Origin of the sequence: Pseudoalteromonas sp. P1-13-1a, from assembly GCF_001401875.1 — a bacterium.
Classification (GTDB): domain Bacteria; phylum Pseudomonadota; class Gammaproteobacteria; order Enterobacterales; family Alteromonadaceae; genus Pseudoalteromonas.
Genome location: NZ_LKDV01000006.1, coordinates 66146 through 85617 on the forward strand (window position 1 = coordinate 66146; position 19472 = coordinate 85617).

Below are 19472 nucleotides of genomic sequence, written 5' to 3' on the forward strand. Positions count from 1 at the left end.
AAAGCCAATAAGGTTTAGGGAACAAACTTTATTGGTACGCTATCTTTGTTTTGTTCGTGCTCGGTAAGGCGCGCTTGGTATTTATCCCACAAGGTTTTTTGCTGCGCTTGTAGTGCTTCAAAGTAACTCCAGCTAAATAGCCCGCTGTTGTGGCCATCATCAAAGTCTAACCTAATTGCGTAATGCCCCACCGGTACAATCTCTTTTATACCAACATGTTGTTTATTAAGTACCAACTTCATTGGCTCTGCACCATGTCCTTGCACTTCGGCAGAGGGGGAGTGAACGCGTAAAAACTCGCAGCTAAATACAGCCATACTGTCATCATCAAAGTAAACATCTAGGTTTTTACTCACGCTATGATAATGCACTTTTGTTACGTGTTTCATTTTATATGTCCCATTAAAAAGCCCCCAATATGGAGGCTTTTAGTATAGTATTTTTGCCTACCTTATAAAATAAAGCGGCTTAAGTCTTCGTCTTCTACAAGTGCACCTAAGTGTTTTTCTACGTAGGCGGCATCTATAGTAAGGGTAGAGCCTGCCTGCTCAGATGCATCGTATGAAATTTCTTCCATTAGCTTTTCCATTACCGTATGTAAGCGACGCGCACCAATATTTTCGGTTTTCTCGTTAACTTGCCATGCCGCTTTGGCAATACGATCTATTGCATCATCACTAAACTCAACGTTAACTTGCTCAGTTTTAAGTAGCTCACGTTGCTGCTCAGTAAGTGAAGCATGTGGCTCGGTAAGAATACGTTTAAAGTCATTAGCACTGAGCGCTTCAAGTTCTACACGAATAGGTAAACGGCCTTGTAACTCAGGGATCATGTCTGATGGCTTAGCCATTTGGAACGCGCCCGATGCAATAAATAACATGTGATCGGTTTTAACCATACCGTGCTTAGTATTTACAGTTGAGCCTTCAATTAGTGGTAGTAAGTCGCGTTGCACACCTTCACGGCTTACATCTGGACCTGACGAATCGCCACGCTTACAGATTTTGTCTATTTCATCAATAAACACAATACCGTTTTGCTCTACAGCAAAGATAGCCTGCTCTTTTAACTCTTCAGGATTAACGAGCTTAGCGGCTTCTTCTTCAGTTAATAGTTTGAAGGCTTCTTTAATTTTTAACTTACGCTTAGTACGTTTGTCGCCACCCATGTTTTGGAACATGCTTTGCAGCTGGTTGGTCATATCTTCCATACCAGGTGGTGCCATAATCTCTACATTTGGCTGCGCTTGCGCTAAATCTATTTCTATTTCTTTATCATCAAGCTGACCTTCGCGTAATTTTTTACGGAATGTTTGGCGAGTCGATGAGTTGTCATCACGCTGCGTTTCACCGTATTGATCTTTAGCGGGTGGTAAAAGTGCATCTAAAATACGCTCTTCTGCTGCTTCTTCTGCGCGGTGTTTAAACTTTTTAGTTTGTTGCTCGCGGGTCATTTTAATTGATACATCAACTAAATCGCGAATGATAGTTTCTACTTCTTTACCAACATAACCTACTTCAGTAAATTTAGTCGCCTCTACTTTAATAAAAGGCGCATTTGCTAGTTTAGCTAAACGGCGGGCAATTTCAGTTTTACCAACACCGGTTGGACCAATCATTAAAATGTTTTTAGGGGTTACTTCGCTACGTAGGTCATCGTTTAATTGCATTCTGCGCCAGCGATTACGCAAGGCAATAGCCACGGCTTTTTTAGCTTTAGCTTGACCAATAATATGCTGATCTAACTCGTGTACAATTTCTCTTGGGGTCATAGCAGACATAATGGGTCCTATTATAGTTCTTCGATTGTTTGGAAGTTGTTGGTAAATACACAGATATTGCCAGCAATGGTCAGGCTTTTTTCTACGATATCGCGAGCGCTTAAATCGGTATTTTCTAATAGGGCAGTGGCTGCTGATTGAGCAAAGTTACCACCGCTACCAATAGCAATTAAATCGTTCTCTGGCTGCACTACGTCACCGTTACCTGTGATAATTAGTGAAGCAGTTTCATCTGCAACTGCCAACAACGCCTCAAGCTTGCGCAGAGCTCGGTCGCTACGCCAATCTTTGGCCATTTCTACAGCGGCTTTAGTGAGGTTACCTTGGTGCATTTCTAGTTTGCTTTCAAAGCGTTCGAAAAGGGTAAAAGCATCAGCAGTACCGCCGGCAAAACCAGCAATTACTTTGCCATTATAAAGGCGTCGAACTTTGCGGGCATTGCCCTTCATTACGGTATTACCAAGCGATACTTGGCCGTCGCCACCAATTACTACTTTATTGTCGCGGCGTACACTTACGATAGTGGTCATGTTATTCCTCATCATCAAGCTGCGAGGGCAGCTTGTAAAAAACGATTATGAAGAGGTTATATGGGTGAATGCACTAATTTCAAGTCCAGCCCCAAATTCCGCAGCTAACAACGTGTACTCGCTTGAGTTTGTTTTTGTCGCTCTCGGCTTGGCGCTTTGTTTTGTATGGGCCTAAACGCACTTTATACCAAACCCCGTTAGTACCGGTGGTTTTTTTAATTTCAGAAATTAAGCCCGCGAAAGCAATTTTAGCTTTAAGGGTTTCAGCTTGCTCATGTGTTCTAAACGACCCACACTGCATAACATAAGGGCCTTTTTGCTCAATTTCTCTCACTTCTACTTGGATCTCATGCTCTTTAATTTCTTCAATGAACTTAGGGGCGCGAGGTTTAGCTATTTCTACTTTTTCAGCTGTTTTAGGGTGTGCCTGCTGCTCAACAAGCTCAGGATCAGCATTATTTTTAATAAACCATAAGCCGTAGGCAAACCCACCTACAAGCAAAACAGTAATAACAACTAAAAGTATAGGAAATGGTTTTTTAGCAGGGGTCTGCTTGGTGTTTTTTCTACCCGATGGTTTTTTATTAATATAATCGTGCTGTGCCATTTGGCTTTAACCTAAATCATGTCTATAGGGTCAACATCAAGGCTCCAGCGCACTTTTTGTGCGAGTTTGCTGGTGCTTAAATAGTCAACCATTTGCGCAAGATACTGATGCAATACTTTGCGGTCTTGCGCTTGAATGTGTAATTGAAATCGATACATACCCGCCACTCTTTCAAGTGGAGCAGGGATTGGACCGAGCAATTGTATACCAGATACACCGTTAACAGGAACCAAATCCGTCAAAAAATCGACAACTTGCTTAATACTGTGCCCTTGTGCCCTGACTATAGCCATATTAGTGATGGGTGGTAAATCAGCGTCATCTCGCTCACTTAAAGCAAAACGGGCAAAGTCTTGATAGCCGTTATTAACTAAATCTTGTAAAAGAGGGTGTTCTGGAAAGTGCGTTTGCAGTAATACTTGCCCAGGCTCCCCCGAGCGACCCGCGCGCCCAGCAACTTGAGTCACTAGCTGGGCTAAATGCTCAGTAGCTCTAAAGTCACACGAGTACAAACCACTATCTACATCTAATATAAGCACTAAGCTAACATCGGCAAAATGATGACCTTTAGCTAACATTTGTGTGCCCACTAAAATACGCGCTCCACCTTGGTTTATTTCCTCTAAGGCTTTTTCTAAGCTTCCTTTACGGCGGGTTGAGTCGCGGTCGATGCGACTTACGGGCGTATCGGGAAATTCACTCGATAAAAACTCTTCAATTTGCTCTGTGCCTTTTCCGTTAGGAAAAATTTGCGTGCTACCGCAATCAGGGCATTGATGAGGTACAGGGTGCTGCTCACCACAGTGATGGCAAATCATTTGACCAATGGCTTTATGAAAGGTGGCACTAGTGCTGCAACGATTGCACTCACTGAGCCAGCCACATTCGTGACAAATAAGCGTAGGAGAAAAACCGCGACGATTTAAAAACACCATAACTTGCTTACCGCGGTTTAAATGTTGGCGCATAGTGGCAAGGCTTGCATGAGCAATACCCGCTTGATCGGGCTGACCTTTCATATCAAGCAACATAAACTTATTATCGGTTGCTGTTTGCGCGCGCTCTGTAAGGCTTAAAAGTTGGTATTTATTGTTTATAGCTTTGTGCAGTGTTTCCAGTGCTGGGGTGGCACTGCCTAAAATAAGCGGTATTTTATGCTGAAATGCCCGATAAGCTGCTAAGTCGCGTGCGTGGTAACGTAAGGTATCTTGCTGTTTGAATGATGAATCGTGTTCTTCATCAACCACTATCATTCCTAACTTTAAAAAAGGGAGAAAAATACTTGAACGGGTACCTATTACAATTGCGCAGCTGCCTTTTTCGCAAAAACGCCATGTTTGCAAGCGCTCGTTATCGGTGAGGGCTGAGTGCCATAGCATTATTGGGGTATCAGGGAAGCGACGACGAAATCGGTTGACGGTTTGTGGCGTCAACCCTATTTCAGGTACTAGTACTAGGGCTTGTTCGCCACGTTTGAGGACTTCTTCTAAGCATTGTAAATATACTTCGGTTTTACCGCTGCCGGTCACACCTTCTAATAAAAAGCTATTAAAACCAACGCTTTGATTTATTGTTGTGCACGCTACGGCTTGCTCTTTATTCAGTACTGGCTTAGTACCGACTGTGGGCGCAACGCTTTGCCATTGGTTGTCGTGCTCAATGCTTTGGGTTATAAATTCTTTATCTATTAAGGCATCTATTGTTTTTTTACTAAAGCCGAGCGCTTTTAGTTCGGTTAATGATGACTTACCTGATTGTGCGAGCTGCTTTAACAAGTTTAATTGGGTTTTCGCTTTTAATGACGGTATTTTTGCGCCTTTTTCGGTAAGACTAACCATACTTATGCTGGTTTTATCAGGGTGCTCACCTTGGCGAAGCGCACTAGGCAGCGCAATGTGTATAGTTTCACCGAGTGGGTAGCAATAATAGCGGGCGGTAAAGCTAAGCAGTTCTAAATGCTGCGATGATAAAATGGGGGTTTGGTCAATAACTTCACTAACCGCTTTAATTTTGTTCTCGGGTACATCGGTATGCGTTTTAAGTGCAAGAACAACAGCTACTTTCTTTTGATTCCCAAAAGGCACCAAAACACGCATCCCTGGCATAATTGTCGCTGAGGGCGAGATAAGTTGTTCATCTATTTTATAATCAAAGGTGCGTGGTAACGGAACTTTTATAGCAACTTCAACAAAGCGCATAACAACTCATGTGATAAAGGGTAATAGCTTAATGTACTAAAAATAAGGCTAAAAACCTATACTCAAATAGTCGCTCTAAGGCTAGTTGGTTACTTTTTTGACAAAAAGCGTAATTAAAGCTTGTGCGGGGCAGGCTAGTTGGATAAAATCCGCGGCCTATAAATTTGTTTTAACGACGTATGGTGCCAGACTTCGGGTTTGGAGAGCGATGCGGCCTTAACTAGAGGTTCCTATGAAAGAAGGTATTCACCCTAAGTACGAAGTAATTTCTGCAACATGTTCATGCGGAAACAAATTCGAAACTCGTTCTACTCTTTGTAAAGACATTCACCTAGACGTATGTTCAGCGTGTCACCCGTTTTACACTGGTAAGCAAAAGATTTTAGACACTGGCGGCCGTGTTGATCGCTTCAACAAGCGCTTCGGTGCACTTAGCAGCAAAAAATAATTATTGCTGTTTAGTAAAAAAAAGCATCTTCGGATGCTTTTTTTGTGTCTAAAATTCACCTTTTTGGGTAGAAAACTACCAATTATTACCATATTCCCACTGCATAACTATTTCCTGTTCTTATTCTGAATATGCATAAAGCTTTGCAGACAAACAGACAATTCTTCTCTATATTTTTTATACGTTAATTTTTAACCAAGTTGCTAAAAGCGCTAATCGTGGCGATATTTGTTTTTAACAGTGATTAACGCGCCATAATGGTGCAGTTTGATAGACTAATATCATGCAAAATACTAAAAATATTGTTTAGGTAAAATGAACCTCAAAAAGCACTTTTTAAATGAATTTTTATTTTTTAATGTTGATAACTTTTAGCGAAGTTGCTGATAAATCACTTAAAATTAACGGATATAGCATATAACAGGATAGACCTGATATTGCTTGGAATTTAAAATTAATAAGAGTATCTTAGCCCCATACTCCCTCTCACTTAACTTAAATTGCAGGATACCATCGCGTTATGTCAGATTTTCGTGAACAAGCATTACATTACCACTCTCACCCCGTTCCAGGCAAAATCAGCATTGAGCTAACAAAACCAGCTGAAACGGTGCAAGATTTAGCATTAGCCTATAGCCCAGGTGTAGCAGAGCCTGTGCGAGAAATTGCAGCAGATCCAGCCAATGCGTATAAATACACCGGTAAAGGTAATATGGTTGCAGTTATCAGTAATGGTACGGCAATTTTAGGTTTAGGTAATTTAGGGCCACTAGCCTCTAAGCCTGTTATGGAAGGTAAGGCGCTCTTATTTAAGCGTTTTGCCGGCCTTGATTCTATTGATATTGAAGTTAAGCATCGCACCACCGAAGATTTTATAAATACAGTGGCCAACATTGCCGACACGTTTGGTGGTATTAACTTAGAAGATATTAAAGCGCCAGAATGTTTTGAAATTGAAAAAGCGCTTATTGAACGCTGCAGTATTCCGGTTTTTCATGATGACCAACATGGTACCGCTATTGTAACTGCAGCAGGAATGCTTAACGCATTAGAAGTGCAAGGCAAATCAATAGAAGATGCCATTATTGTATGCTTAGGTGCCGGTGCTGCAGCAGTTGCGTGTATGGAGCTGTTAATTAAGTGTGGAGCACTGCGCGAACATATTTATATGCTAGACCGAAAAGGGGTTATTCATACCCGCCGCGATGACTTAAATGAATACAAGCAGCTTTTTGCTAACAATACAGATAAGCGCACGCTGCAAGATGTAATTGCTGATGCAGATGTGTTTGTAGGTGTATCGGGCCCTAATTTGCTAGCACCTGAAGACCTAAAGTTAATGGCCGATAAGCCAGTGGTATTTGCATGTTCAAACCCAGATCCTGAAATTGCACCTGAGCTTGCGCACAGTGCACGTAAAGACTTAATTATGGCCACAGGGCGTTCTGATTTCCCTAACCAGGTTAATAATGTTTTATGTTTCCCGTTTATTTTCCGTGGTGCTTTAGATGTGCGTGCAAGCGCAATTAACGATGAAATGAAAATAGCTGCTGTTGAAGCTATTCGTAGTATTGCTAAAGAGCCAGTGCCTGAGCAAGTATTAAAAGCAGCGGGTGTAGAAAAGCTCGAATTTGGTGCAGATTACATTATTCCTAAGCCGATGGACCCGCGTTTATTACCACGTATAGCCAAGGCGGTTGCGATTGCGGCTGTTGAATCGGGCGTGGCACAAATCGACTTACCTGAAAATTACATGGCATAATATATAGCGCTTAAACAAAAAAACCTCAGCATGCTGAGGTTTTTTTGTTTAAAAAGACGTTTTATTCTTCGTCTAAAATAGGCACTTCTAAACCCATTTCTTGCATTATTTTTTTAACTTCTTCAGGTACTTTTTCTGCGTTGTCTTTACGTAGGTCATCATCATTAGGTAATGGTTGGCCTGTAAAAGCATGCAAAAACGCTTCGCATAGTAACTCGCTATTTGTTGCATGACGCAGGTTGTTTATTTGACGACGTGTACGCTCATCAGTTAATACTTTTAATACATTTAGCGGGATCGAAACGGTGATCTTTTTAACTTGCTCTGATTTTTTCCCGTGTTCTGCGTATGGGTGAATATACTCACCATTCCATTTAGCCATAAGATGTATCGTTGCCTCAGATTATTAATTTCTCACACGGCGTAAAAAGCGTGTAAATATGCGTGAAATTCTATCGTTTTAAAAAAGATAGTCAAATAATAGATAGCAATCTATCTTAATAAGCTGGTTGTAACGGCAAATAAAGATTTATGAGGGCTTTACACGTATATTATTTTTAGCCATCTAGAGCTTTAAAATCTTTGACTTATTATAATGGATAACTTACTCTTTTAGACGTCTAAACATCCAAATTAATCAGGTGACGAATATGAGCGAAAAAAACAAAGCAACCATTGCTGTACGAAATGGGGTTGATGCCGATAAACATCATGGCGCCGTTGTACCGCCAATTTATTTATCGACGACGTATTCGTTTGCCGATTTTGATACTAAGCGCGCATATGACTATGGGCGCAGTGGCAATCCTAATCGCGATATTTTAGCAGAAACGCTAGCAGAGCTTGAAGGTGGCGCGCGGGGCATTATTACTGCTACGGGCATGGCTGCTGTGCATTTAGCCACACAGTTATTAAATAACGATGATACCTTGGTTATCCCTCACGATTGTTATGGCGGCAGCTACCGTTTATTTACGTCGTTAGAAAAGCGCGGCTTGCTTAAACTTAAAGTACTTGATTTAACTAAACCAGAAAGCCTAGAACAAATTTTAACCATCAAACCTAAATTAATTTGGATAGAAACACCCAGTAACCCTGTGCTGCGCCTAACGGATATTAAAGCCGTGACGGATATAGCAAAACAGTGCGGTGCATTAGTGGCTGCCGATAACACCTTTTTATCACCGGCATTACAAAACCCAATTAAGTTTGGCGTAGATATTGTGGTGCACTCAACCACTAAATATATCAACGGCCATTCTGATGTTGTAGGCGGTGCAGTTGTTGCTGCAACACAAGAGCTTGGTGATGAGCTTGCTTGGTGGGCCAATAACATTGGCATTACCGGCGCTCCATTTGATAGCTATTTAACGTTACGTGGTTTACGTACTTTAAATGTGCGCTTAAGGCAGCACCAAGAAAATGCTCTGGCGATTGCTAAATACCTTGAAAGCTCTGAGTATGTTAGCCAAGTTTACTACCCTGGCCTTGAATCGCACCCTCAACATACGCTTGCTAAAGCCCAACAACTTGGCTTTGGTGGCATGGTTAGCTTTGATATTAAGGGGGATGTGGATGATGCTGCCGCGTTTTTAACAAGCCTTAAAGAGTTTAGCTTAGCTGAATCGCTAGGTGGGGTTGAGAGTTTAATTTGTCACCCTGCGACCATGACTCACGCAGGTATGGAGCCAAAAGCGCGTCTAGAAGCGGGAGTGGGCGATACGTTAATTCGTATTTCGGTCGGTATTGAAGATGTAGAAGATCTATTAGCTGATTTTGAGCGTGTTTTTAACTTAGTTAAACCTGGACAAAATAAAAATGTAGGGCGCGTTGGTAAAGCCGCAGGCAATGCCAATGGTGATGTAAAGCAGCAGGCTGCCCATCCAGCTTTGTGGTGATTGAGTATGGTAAATAGTGTACATAAATTTGGTGGCTCGAGCTTAAGTTCGAGCGAGCGCTATCAGAGCGTGGCAAAAATTATTATTGCTCACACACAGCCAGGCGACTGCGTGGTTGTATCTGCTGCGGGTAAAACCACTGATACCTTGGTTTCGCTGTGGCAAAGTTATCAACAACAAGATAAGCAAGCCGTTGCTGATATTTTACTGCAATTGAGTAACCACCAAACAGCATTAATTGAAGCGTTATTAAAAGCCGATGCTAAACACGCAGCTTTAGCTGTGTTAGCGCAAGAGCTAAGTGATGTGGCAGAGCAAGCCAATGAGCAGCAGTTGCAAGAGGCGGCGCTACTGGCGCATGGCGAACTGTGGTCTGCGCGGTTATTGGCGGCCTATTTAACGCAATTAAACATTCAAGCGTGTGCTCATGATGCTAGAGCGCTGTTTAGTGTAACAAGCGGGGAGCTTTTGCATGCGCAAAACAAGCAGCAATGCAGCCAAGTTATTGATGAAAATAAAATTAATGTAGTAACAGGGTTTATCGCAGCAAGTGCTGATGGCGAAACAGTTACGCTTGGGCGTAATGGCAGTGACTACAGTGCCACTTTATTAGCCAATTATTGCGACGCACACAATGTATGTATTTGGACTGATACACCTGGCGTGTTTAGTGCAGATCCCCGTAAAGTTGAAAAGGCGATTAAGTACAACAAGGTGTGCCGTGAACAAGCTAACCTATTAGCTCGGTTGGGTAACCCTGTGTTACATGCAAAAACGCTTTCGCCTTTAAAACATAGTAATATTAAACTGGCTGTGCGTAGCAGTTTTGATGTGCAAACTGCCCCTACCAATATTGTAAAACAAGGCAAAGCTAAGCAAAAACGTTTCATTACTACATTACAAAACGTTGATTTACTACTTGTAGAAGGTATTAACGCGGGTGAAGTGGCGCATGTTAGCCAACTTATTCAACACAGCCTTCATCATTTTATACACAACGGCGATACATACTTAGTTGTGCCCGCGGGAGCAACGCATCAAGTAGTGAGTTATTTTGCTGGGCGAGCAAACATAAGCGAGTCTAATTTAAATGGCTGCGCGGTTGTTGCACCTACGCAAGATGTTTACACCCTAAGTACATTAGCGGCTGAGGTTTTAAATCAGCAAAGTATTCACCCTCGTTTTATTCATCAAGATACAGGCTATACATTGCTGTTAACTGATCAGTTAATAGAAAGCGATGTATTGAGTTTATTACACGAAAAATTAATTAATAAAGGCCAAGAGATTGCCCTAGTTGTGGCTGGTTTAGGTAATGTAGGCGATGAATTTTTAAGCCAGCTAGAAGCTCAATTTAAGCGTTTGTCGGGCGATTATAGTATTAAGCTAGTTGGGTTAATTCGCTCGCAACATATGCTATTTAATGCCTCGGGTATTACGCTTGGGCAATGGAAAAAACAATGGCAGCATAATGCCGTTGCTTATGAGCAGACGGATTTATTAAGTGCATTAAACGAACTTGATTACGAGCACAAAGTTGTTGTTGATATAACGGCAAGCGAGCAATTTAGCCAATTATACACAGACTTTGTAGAGCGAGACTGTCATTTAATAAGTGCTAACAAGTACGCGGGCACGGCTGCAACAAATTGGTATAACGCGCTGCGCCAAAGTATTAGCGAGCGTAACTTGCATTGGCGCTATAACACCAGTGTAGGGGCTGGGCTACCAATTAACTTTGCATTGGCCGATTTACAAAATAGTGGCGATAAAATTACGCGTATTGAAGGTGTGTTCTCGGGCACACTCTCGTGGTTGTGCAGTAAGTACGATGGCAGTGTGGCATTTTCTGATCTTGTTCTTGAAGCGCAAAAAATGGGCTTTACAGAGCCTGATCCGCGCGAGGATTTATCAGGTCGCGATATGCAACGTAAATTACTGATACTTGCGCGCGAGCTTGGCATTGAATTAGATTTAGATGATATAAGCTTACAAGCATTGATGCCTGATGAGTTAGCCCAAGGCTCATGGGATGATTTTTTAGCGAATAAAGATAAGTTAAATGCCTTTATTAAGCACCATGGCGATGCGGCAAATACGCAAAATGCTGTACTTAGGTATACAGGCTTATTGGCATTAGAGCCGGGAAAAGTAACGGCGAAGGTAGGTATAACTTACGCGCCTAAAGGGGATGCCTTAGCTAACTTAACACCTGGCGATAATATCTTTGTTATTAATAGCCAGTGGTATAACGAAAACGCCTTAGTAATACAAGGCCCTGGGGCAGGCAAAGAAGTGACCGCCGCGGGAGTGCACTCTGATTTATTTTGGTTAGTTAAAAACCTAAAATAGCGGGGCCAAATATTAATAGTAAAACGGCAGCGTGTGCTATACCAATCCGCAATAACACTTAATCATTTTCAGGGGCTAAACGTGTCGCTATCTGCGTTAAAAAAGTTCTCATTTAGAACAACTAAATAGCGAATTTTTTGCCTTGCTATCAACACGTTTATCCATCCTCAAAATAGATCACTTAATTATGTGGATTGTTATAAGCTGCCATTTTTGATTTTTAGAATAACTCTTCTTCTGTTTTTGTATCTTCTTCAAAAATATCAGTTGGCTGAGACAGTACATATTTTGTTGGGGCTGTGCCTTTTTCAAAATATTCAAAGCGACTGGTGTAGTCGTTTTTATGACTTAACAAACCTGTTTTTAAATCGATACGAATTGAAACGAGTCCTTCAGGGGGCTCTATTGGCGCTTCTGGTGTGCCCTCAAGGGCCACTTTCATAAAATCAATCCAAGCTGGTTGTGCCGTTTTAGCACCTGATTCAGCACCAGAGATCTGGCTACTATCTAGGTTGTTATTATAGGTTGAGCGTCCTAACGAGTTTCCTGGGTTGTCAAAACCCACCCATACAGACGTTGCTACATTGCGGTTAAAGCCGCTAAACCAAGTATCAACAGAGTCATTCGTTGTGCCTGTTTTACCCGATAGATCGCGCCTATCTAATGCTTGCGCACGCCAACCAGTCCCGCTCCAGCCTGTTTTATGTGTCCAGCTACCGCCACCCCATACAGCGCTGTGCATTGCCTCAGCAATTAAAAAAGCATTTTGCTTTGATATAACACGCGGTGCACAACGTGGTTGTATGGCTTGCTCATCTGCTGTATCGGTATCTAGGTTATTGTTGGCAAAGCTATCCGTTGCTTGAGAGACGGGTAATAGCTCGTCTTCATCGCAAGCAAGAGCAGGGGATGCTTTAAATAGTACATTACCATAGGCATCTTGAATTTCAGATATAAAGTAAGGTTCAATTAAGTGGCCACCATTAGCAAATGTGCTCATGCCGCGAGCAAGCTCTAATGGCGTGATTGATGCACTCCCTAATGCTAAGGATTCACTGCGGTTAATGTCCTCATCTTTAAAGCCAAACTTAAGTAAGTGATCGGCCGTGCGCTGCAGCCCTACACCGCGCAGCAAACGCACAGAAATAACATTTTTAGATTGTGCTAGTGCGCGGCGAATACGTATAGGGCCATTATAAACCGCAGGGCTGTTTTTTGGCCGCCACGCTACACCTAAACTTTTATCCCATTGGTTTATTGGCGCATCGTTTAAAATAGAGGCCAATGTATAGCCATTTTCAAGCGCAGCAGAATAAATAAAGGGTTTGATATTAGAGCCAACTTGACGTTTAGCTTGTACCGCTCGATTGTATTGGCTTTGTTCAAAACTGTAACCGCCCACTATGGCTTTAATACGACCATCTTGTGGGTCGAGTGAAACAAGTGCACTGGCCGCTTCAGGTATTTGGCTTAGCAGGTAACTGTCGTCGTTATTTTTACGCAGCCATATTTGCATGCCTGGGGTAAGAATGTCAGTAGCGGCTTTAGGAGCAAAACTTTGACGGTAGCGAGTAATATATTTGCGCGCCCATTTTAAATTATCCCAATTAAGTGTGGTGTATTGGCCATTTTTTAAAATAACGTCAGCGGTTTTTTCAGATACGTTTAATACCACCGCAGCGTGCAAATCAGCAATTTCTTTAACTGGTTTTAGCTTTTCTAGGATTTGTTGCTCACCTAAGGCTGGTTGTGTTTCTGGGTCCCATAGCACGTCTACAGGCCCACGAAAGCCATGGCGCATATCGTAGTTATGTAAATTATTTACTAAAGCCGTTTGCGCAGCCTTTTGTACTTTAGACTCTACAGAGGTAAATATTTTAAAACCAGAATTATATGCTTTATCTACACCGTAACGCTTAACCATCTCTGCACGAACCATTTCAGAGATGTAAGGCGCGTACAGGTCTATCTCGGCTCCGTGAAAATACGCGGTGATAGGTTGGCTGGTTGCTTCGTTGTATTGTTGTTGTGTTATATAGTTTTCTGTAAGTAAGCGACCAAGCACTACATTACGACGTGCTTTAGCTCTTATGGGGTTACGAATAGGGTTAAGCGCAGAGGGCGCTTTAGGTAAACCTGCAATCATTGCCATTTGTGCAAGAGTGAGGTCTTTTAGCTCTTTACCGTAATAAACTTGAGCAGCTGCACCAATACCAAATGCACGATTACCTAGTTCTATTTTATTAAGGTAAAGCTCAAGAATTTCGTCTTTTGTTAATACACTTTCAATATGTAGCGCTATAAAAATCTCTTTAACTTTACGAATATATGCCTTTTCTCGTGTTAAGAAAAAGTTACGAGCGAGCTGCATGGTGATTGTACTCGCGCCTTGTTTTTTTTCACCTGTTGAAATTAAGACAATAGCGGATCGAACAATACCTATGGGATCAATGCCTATATGGTCATAGAAACGGTTATCTTCTGTTGCTAAAAAGGCATCAATTAAAGGTTGCGGAATTTCGTCTATGGTGACAGGGATGCGGCGTTTTTCACCAAATTGATTGATTAACAGTCCATCTTTTGTAAAGACCTGCATAGGGGTTTGTAATTGCACGTCTTTTAAAACTTGCACACTGGGGATATCAGGTTTAACGTAATAATAAAGGCTGATTAAAGTGATCAGACCAATTAACGTGCAAATGATAAAAAATTGTAATGTTCGTTTTAATAAAATCACTTATATTTCCCTAAATGGACTCCCAATTGCGAGTTTAGACTGCTAGTATATATTGATTAAAAAATGAATAATATTTTTTACTAAAAAAATTATAACTTGTTTATTATTAAAACAAAGGTCAAGTTGCAAACATGCTAAGTCAACTATTTCAAAAGCCATCAGCTGCGATGGTCGGAATTGATATCGGATCGCACTCTATCAAAGCAGTGCTTTTAAGTGAAATTGAAACGGGATTTCGACTAGAAGCACTTGCAATTGAACCTATGCCTAAAGGCGCGATGAGCGAGCGCTCAATTCAAGATATTGAAGCAATTGGTAATGTGATTACAAAATTAAAAAGAAAACTACCAAAATCGCTAAAATCTGCGGCAGTCGCTGTATCAGGACAAACCGTTATCACTAAAGTAATTTTTATGGATGTTTCATTAAGTGACGCTGAATTAGAGTCACAAATTGAAATTGAGGCTGACAGCTTAATCCCATATCCCCTCGACGAAGTGAGCTTAGATTTCGAAAAGCTTTCTACTAATGAAGCCGATCCCAGTAAAATGAATGTACTACTCTCTGCTGCGCGTACCGAGAGCGTTGAGGCGCGTGTAGGTGCACTTGAAGCTGCCAACTTAACCGCTAAAGTGGTTGATGTTGAAAGCTATGCATTGAGCCGAGCGATGGATGTGTATTATCAGCAACTTCCAAGTGACGCCTTTAATAAGTGTGTTGCAGTGGTAGATATTGGCGCGGTGTTGATGTTGGTAAGTGTGGTGCAAGCCGGTGAAACAATTTACACCCGCGACCAAGTGTTTGGTGGTGACCAATACACCAATAGTATCGTGTCATACTACAACAAGGGCTTTGATGAGGCTGAGATAGGTAAAACAACAGGTGATTTACCCCCTAACTATACCTTTGAAGTACTTGCACCGTTTCAAACATCATTATTGCAGCAAGTGCGACGTGCGGTACAAATGTTTTTAACAACCACAGGTAAAGATCAAGTTGATTATATTGTACTAACCGGTGGCACATCGATGATCGAAGGGCTCGATCGTTTATTAATAGAGGAGCTGGGTATTCATGCTGTTGTAGCTGAACCGTTTGCAAATATGGAAATTTCACCAAAAGTAGATCGAAATATTATGCAGCGAAATAGAACACAGTTTGCAATTGCTACTGGTTTGGCATTAAGGAGCTTTTCATCATGCCACATATAAATTTACTGCCTTGGCGCGAGTTGCAACGTGAAGAGTCTAAAAAGAAGTTCATCACAATTATAGTTGCGGTGGTCATTGGTTGCTTTGCATGTATGTACCTGCTTAGTTCTTTTTATGCTGGTTTAAAAGATGGCCAAAACTTAAAAAATAACTATCTCAGTTCAGAAATAAGCATGCTTGATAAAAAAATTAGTGAAATTCGTGATCTTGATAAACGAAAAGAAAATTTACAACAACGTATGCGATTAATCGAAGAGTTGCAAAGCAGTCGTAATTTAGGCACTCAAATTATGGATGAGGTGGCGAAAATTGTTCCTCAAGGGGTATATCTCACTAAGCTTGAGCGCCGCGGTAGACAAATACATGTACTTGGTCGAAGTGAATCAAACAATCGCTTATCTACGATGCTGCGTCAGGTGCAAAGCTCATACTTATTAGAAAGGCCCACCATGCAAGGTATTGTGGCAGGCGATCAGACATCACGGTTACTTAGTGATTTTAATATGGAGTTTTATGTAAAAGCATTTGATGAAATTGGTGAGGTAAGTGATGAACCTTGATTTAAAAGCTCTAAATGAAATAGATTGGAATGAAATTGAGCTCGATAATGTGGGTGAATGGCCTGTTGCAGTAAAAGCAATTTGCTGCTTATTTGTCGCCGGTTTAGTGTTATTTTTTAGCTATAGCTTATTGGTATCTGATGAAATAGACAGCTACCACAGTGCTGTAGCAAAAGAAGTGGAGTTACGTAGCACTTATAGAGCTAAATATGCCGTAGCTAGTAAACTTGATGTATATCGTCAGCAAATGGTTGAAATGGAAGATAAGTTTTCTCAATTGTTAAAGCGGCTACCTACATCAAATGAAACACCGGGTCTACTAGATGATTTATCTTATGTAGGGACTACCAGCGGTTTAACATTTTTAAAAATTGGTTGGTTACCGGAAGTCGAAAAAGAGTTTTACACAGAGCTCCCTATAAAAATTGAAGTTATAGGCACTTACCATGAGTTCGGTGAATTTGTTGGAAAAGTAGCCCAATTACCACGAATTGTTAGTTTACATGACTTTTCGATTGTATCATCTGGTGAAAAACAACTAACATTCAGTGTAGTAGCAAAAACATATCGTTATGAAGAAGGGGTTAAAAAGTGAGATTAGTCCCTTTATTATCGCTGTCTATTTTATTTTTAGCAGGTTGTAATGACGATACGTCTGAGCAAAAAGAGTTTATTAATCAAGTTAAAGCCAGTACCACGGCTAAAGTTGAGGAAATACCCGAATTAACTCAGTTTGAACATTTTGAATATAATGCATCACAATTGCGAAGCCCTTTTGTAGCACCACAACCTGAAATTATTCAAAATAAACTGACGCAAATTAAAAATTGTTTACACCCTGACCCTGATAGAGTGAGAGAGCCGCTAGAAAAATACCCGCTCGATAACCTATCTATGAAAGGGACGTTAGGCTCTAACGGACAAATGTGGGCATTGATCACCGCAGCAGATGAAACGCTGCATAGAGTAACGATAAATAATTACTTAGGGACCTATGACGGTAAAGTTAAGTCTGTAAGTAGTGATTATGTAGAATTAGTGGAATTAATCCCTGATGGGTCGGGTTGTTGGAAAGAGCGGCTGACTAAATTGGAAATGTTAGAGGCGGCAAATAATGGCGCAAATTAATAATAAAAAAGGTAAAACACACATGTATAAGGATTTACTTTGGCATCATCGCTTTCAAACGATGTTCTTTGTCATATTGACTCTTTTTGTTGTGAAAACAGCTAGTGCAGCGCCATTACTTTACGATGTACGCTATAACCCATTGCTTAAAGGCGAGACCGAGTTACAACTTGTATTTGACGAGGAGCTAACACAACAACCTAAAATTCAGGTACATAATACACCAGCGCGTATAGAGATGCTGTTTGATGGTGTTGAATTAGAGCAGGGCCTTGAAAATGTACCGGTCGATCACGCAGGTATTAATAGTGTTAGCAGCGTACAGACAGAGCAAGGCTTAAAAGTTACGGTAAATTTGGAACGTTTAAAAATATACGAAACTCAAGTTAATAATAACTTAGTGTCGTTGCGCGTATCGGATAACCCACTTACTGAACAAGCTTCTGATGAAAGCAGCAATGGTTATGATGTCTCAAGCGCTTATATTAACCGGATTCAATCTATTGATTTTCGCCGTGGTGAAAAAGGTGAAGCAAAAGTTTTAGTATTTTTGCAAGACACGCAAGCTGCAATAGAAGTACATGAAAGCGGTGGAAAAATAATTGCAGAGTTTCATCATACAGATATTTTAGACGACTTACTGTATGAACTAGATGTATTAGATTTTGGCACTGTTGTAAGTACCATTGAAACCTTTAAAGAAGATAGCCTAAGTCGTGTGGTTATTGAGCCTAATGCTGCTTTTACCTTTACCTACCAGCAAATAGATAACATTTTAACGTTAACGATTGAAAAAGATGAAACGCAAAATGCTTATTTAGATGGGGGCAAAGAATACCAAGGTCGTCCAATGACCTTAAACTTCCAAGATATTTCGGTTAGAGCTGTACTGCAAATAATAGCGGGCTATAACGAGTTTAACTTAGTAACGAGTGACTCAGTAACCGGCAACATCACGCTTCGTTTAGATGGCGTTCCATGGGATCAGGCTTTAGATGTTGTGCTGCGTATTAAAGGCCTTGATAAGCGCATGGATGGCTCTATATTGATGGTGGCGCCAGCTGAAGAGCTAGCCGCCCGTGAAGCGAAAGATTTACTAGCTAAACAAAAGGTCGAGGATTTAGAGCCGCTTTACAGTGAGTATATTCGTTTAAACTATGCTAAAGCTGAAGACTTTGCGGATTTACTTAAAACCGACACGAACAGTATCATTTCTGCTCGTGGCAGTGTATCGGTCGACCAGCGTACCAATACCTTACTTATTAAAGATACAGCGAAGAGTATTGAAAGTATCCGTCGTATGATTGAAACACTTGATATCCCAGTGCAACAAGTTGTTATTGAATCACGTATGGTTACGGTACGCGATAACGTCACAGAAGACTTAGGCGTACGTTGGGGATTTAGCGACCAACAAGATAGTGATGGTATTTCAGGCTCGCTTGAAGGAGCTGAGTCTATCTCAAATGGCACTATTCCTGATTTATCAGACCGTCTTAATGTAAACCTGCCTATTACTAACCCTGCGGCAAGTATTGGTTTACACATAGCTAAGCTGGCTAATGGTACCTTAATTGATTTAGAGCTAAGCGCTTTAGAAGAAGAAAATAAAGGTGAGATTATTGCGAGTCCGCGCATTACTGCAGCTAATCAGCAAAAAGCACGTATTGAGCAAGGTACTGAAATCCCCTATACCGAATCAGCCTCAAGTGGTGCTACGACTGTAAGCTTTAAAAAAGCGGTATTGAGCCTTGAGGTTACACCGCATATAACGCCTGACAACAAAGTAATTTTAGACTTAGTAATCACACAAGATACTCGTGGCGAAACGGTCCAAACCGGAACAGGTGAAGCGGTGTCGATAGATACTCAACAAATTGAAACACAAGTGCTGGTTGATAACGGCCAAACTGTTGTGCTGGGGGGGATTTTTCAGCAGCAAATCATTAATACCACAAATAAAGTACCTGTACTTGGTGATATTCCCTATGTTGGACGCTTATTTAAGAGCACCAGCGAGTTTAATGAGAAACGTGAATTACTTATTTTCGTGACACCGAAAATACAAATAGACTAAAATTTAGTGGTTTTATGTTCGCCAACGAGTGTTTATTGATAATAATTGCTCGTTATATGGCTTTTTATTGTAATAGACTTGAAATACCCGGCCAATTACTGAGATAATCCCCTCCTTAATTTTGGGGCCAGGTCGTTAGGCGGGGTTTTATTTCAAATTTTAGAGTTCGTTTGTACTAAAAGAT

The 19472-nt window shown here is 41.2% G+C and carries 16 protein-coding genes; 9 read left to right on the forward strand and 7 right to left on the reverse strand.

The features are described 5' to 3' along the window. Window positions 1-14: 14 nt before the first annotated feature. The 5 genes from AN391_RS06110 to priA all read right to left on the reverse strand — a co-directional run bounded on the left by AN391_RS06110 (window position 15) and on the right by priA (window position 5115). Window positions 15-389 carry a gamma-butyrobetaine hydroxylase-like domain-containing protein gene (locus AN391_RS06110; protein ID WP_055014585.1) on the reverse strand — a complete coding sequence of 125 codons (375 nt, stop codon included), beginning with the start codon at window positions 387-389 and terminating at the stop codon, window positions 15-17. Between the two features lie 62 nt (window positions 390-451). Next, window positions 452-1780: an HslU--HslV peptidase ATPase subunit gene (gene hslU / locus AN391_RS06115; RefSeq protein ID WP_055014586.1), complete on the reverse strand. Its 1329-nt coding sequence runs from the start codon at window positions 1778-1780 to the stop codon at window positions 452-454. An 11-nt stretch (window positions 1781-1791) separates the two neighbouring features. Continuing rightward, window positions 1792-2310 (reverse strand): ATP-dependent protease subunit HslV, encoded by a 519-nt coding sequence (gene hslV, locus AN391_RS06120; RefSeq protein WP_004589336.1) that lies wholly within the window; start codon window positions 2308-2310, stop codon window positions 1792-1794. Between the two features lie 79 nt (window positions 2311-2389). Further along, window positions 2390-2917: an SPOR domain-containing protein gene (locus tag AN391_RS06125; RefSeq protein ID WP_055014587.1), complete on the reverse strand. Its 528-nt coding sequence runs from the start codon at window positions 2915-2917 to the stop codon at window positions 2390-2392. A gap of 11 nt (window positions 2918-2928) precedes the next feature. Beyond that, a complete protein-coding gene (priA, locus tag AN391_RS06130) occupies window positions 2929-5115 on the reverse strand; it encodes a primosomal protein N' (RefSeq protein ID WP_055014588.1) in 2187 nt (728 codons plus the stop codon). A gap of 232 nt (window positions 5116-5347) precedes the next feature. Between priA and rpmE the strand changes: the two genes are divergently transcribed. Then, window positions 5348-5563 carry a 50S ribosomal protein L31 gene (gene rpmE, locus AN391_RS06135; protein WP_008115018.1) on the forward strand — a complete coding sequence of 72 codons (216 nt, stop codon included), beginning with the start codon at window positions 5348-5350 and terminating at the stop codon, window positions 5561-5563. Between the two features lie 520 nt (window positions 5564-6083). Further along, on the forward strand, window positions 6084-7325 hold the full coding sequence (locus AN391_RS06140) for a malic enzyme-like NAD(P)-binding protein (RefSeq protein WP_029771819.1): 1242 nt from the start codon (window positions 6084-6086) through the stop codon (window positions 7323-7325). Window positions 7326-7386: 61 nt separating this feature from the next. Here the strand turns inward: AN391_RS06140 and metJ are convergent, their stop codons facing one another. After that, a complete protein-coding gene (gene metJ, locus AN391_RS06145) occupies window positions 7387-7707 on the reverse strand; it encodes a met regulon transcriptional regulator MetJ (protein WP_004589341.1) in 321 nt (106 codons plus the stop codon). A 268-nt stretch (window positions 7708-7975) separates the two neighbouring features. Between metJ and metB the strand changes: the two genes are divergently transcribed. After that, the gene (gene metB, locus AN391_RS06150; protein WP_055014589.1) at window positions 7976-9223 is read left to right on the forward strand and encodes a cystathionine gamma-synthase; all 1248 of its coding nucleotides are present in this window, start codon (window positions 7976-7978) and stop codon (window positions 9221-9223) included. A gap of 6 nt (window positions 9224-9229) precedes the next feature. Beyond that, window positions 9230-11575 (forward strand): bifunctional aspartate kinase/homoserine dehydrogenase II, encoded by a 2346-nt coding sequence (gene metL, locus AN391_RS06155; RefSeq protein WP_055014590.1) that lies wholly within the window; start codon window positions 9230-9232, stop codon window positions 11573-11575. Window positions 11576-11795: 220 nt separating this feature from the next. On the opposite strand, the gene AN391_RS06160 is transcribed toward metL, so the two are convergent. Next, window positions 11796-14312 (reverse strand): penicillin-binding protein 1A, encoded by a 2517-nt coding sequence (locus tag AN391_RS06160; protein ID WP_055014591.1) that lies wholly within the window; start codon window positions 14310-14312, stop codon window positions 11796-11798. 131 nt (window positions 14313-14443) lie between these two features. Here AN391_RS06160 and AN391_RS06165 point away from each other — a divergent pair, with 131 nt between their 5' ends. Genes AN391_RS06165 through AN391_RS06185 form a run of 5 tightly spaced genes read left to right on the forward strand, consistent with a single transcriptional unit; the run spans window position 14444 to window position 19288 of the window. After that, entirely contained in the window at window positions 14444-15523 is a 1080-nt protein-coding gene (locus AN391_RS06165; protein ID WP_055014592.1) for a pilus assembly protein PilM, read from the forward strand. Next, window positions 15511-16083, forward strand: a complete 573-nt coding sequence (locus AN391_RS06170) for a PilN domain-containing protein (RefSeq protein ID WP_055014593.1) — start codon at window positions 15511-15513, stop codon at window positions 16081-16083. The genes AN391_RS06165 and AN391_RS06170 overlap by 13 nt, the downstream gene beginning before the upstream one ends. Beyond that, on the forward strand, window positions 16073-16678 hold the full coding sequence (locus tag AN391_RS06175) for a type 4a pilus biogenesis protein PilO (protein ID WP_055014594.1): 606 nt from the start codon (window positions 16073-16075) through the stop codon (window positions 16676-16678). Before AN391_RS06170 ends, AN391_RS06175 begins: the two co-directional genes overlap by 11 nt. Then, window positions 16675-17211 carry a pilus assembly protein PilP gene (locus AN391_RS06180; protein ID WP_055014595.1) on the forward strand — a complete coding sequence of 179 codons (537 nt, stop codon included), beginning with the start codon at window positions 16675-16677 and terminating at the stop codon, window positions 17209-17211. Before AN391_RS06175 ends, AN391_RS06180 begins: the two co-directional genes overlap by 4 nt. Next, window positions 17198-19288, forward strand: coding sequence for a type IV pilus secretin PilQ (locus tag AN391_RS06185; RefSeq protein ID WP_055014596.1), 2091 nt, complete (start codon window positions 17198-17200; stop codon window positions 19286-19288). The genes AN391_RS06180 and AN391_RS06185 overlap by 14 nt, the downstream gene beginning before the upstream one ends. Window positions 19289-19472 lie beyond the last annotated feature (184 nt).

Bases quoted from the DNA above. Each gene is read 5' to 3' on its own strand.
- AN391_RS06110 (WP_055014585.1), bottom strand. From the start codon at position 389: ATGAAACACGTAACAAAAGTGCATTATCATAGCGTGAGTAAAAACCTA.
- hslU (WP_055014586.1), bottom strand. From the start codon at position 1,780: ATGTCTGCTATGACCCCAAGAGAAATTGTACACGAGTTAGATCAGCAT.
- hslV (WP_004589336.1), bottom strand. From the start codon at position 2,310: ATGACCACTATCGTAAGTGTACGCCGCGACAATAAAGTAGTAATTGGT.
- AN391_RS06125 (WP_055014587.1), bottom strand. From the start codon at position 2,917: ATGGCACAGCACGATTATATTAATAAAAAACCATCGGGTAGAAAAAAC.
- priA (WP_055014588.1), bottom strand. From the start codon at position 5,115: ATGCGCTTTGTTGAAGTTGCTATAAAAGTTCCGTTACCACGCACCTTT.
- rpmE (WP_008115018.1), top strand. From the start codon at position 5,348: ATGAAAGAAGGTATTCACCCTAAGTACGAAGTAATTTCTGCAACATGT.
- AN391_RS06140 (WP_029771819.1), top strand. From the start codon at position 6,084: ATGTCAGATTTTCGTGAACAAGCATTACATTACCACTCTCACCCCGTT.
- metJ (WP_004589341.1), bottom strand. From the start codon at position 7,707: ATGGCTAAATGGAATGGTGAGTATATTCACCCATACGCAGAACACGGG.
- metB (WP_055014589.1), top strand. From the start codon at position 7,976: ATGAGCGAAAAAAACAAAGCAACCATTGCTGTACGAAATGGGGTTGAT.
- metL (WP_055014590.1), top strand. From the start codon at position 9,230: ATGGTAAATAGTGTACATAAATTTGGTGGCTCGAGCTTAAGTTCGAGC.
- AN391_RS06165 (WP_055014592.1), top strand. From the start codon at position 14,444: ATGCTAAGTCAACTATTTCAAAAGCCATCAGCTGCGATGGTCGGAATT.
- AN391_RS06170 (WP_055014593.1), top strand. From the start codon at position 15,511: ATGCCACATATAAATTTACTGCCTTGGCGCGAGTTGCAACGTGAAGAG.
- AN391_RS06175 (WP_055014594.1), top strand. From the start codon at position 16,073: ATGAACCTTGATTTAAAAGCTCTAAATGAAATAGATTGGAATGAAATT.
- AN391_RS06185 (WP_055014596.1), top strand. From the start codon at position 17,198: ATGGCGCAAATTAATAATAAAAAAGGTAAAACACACATGTATAAGGAT.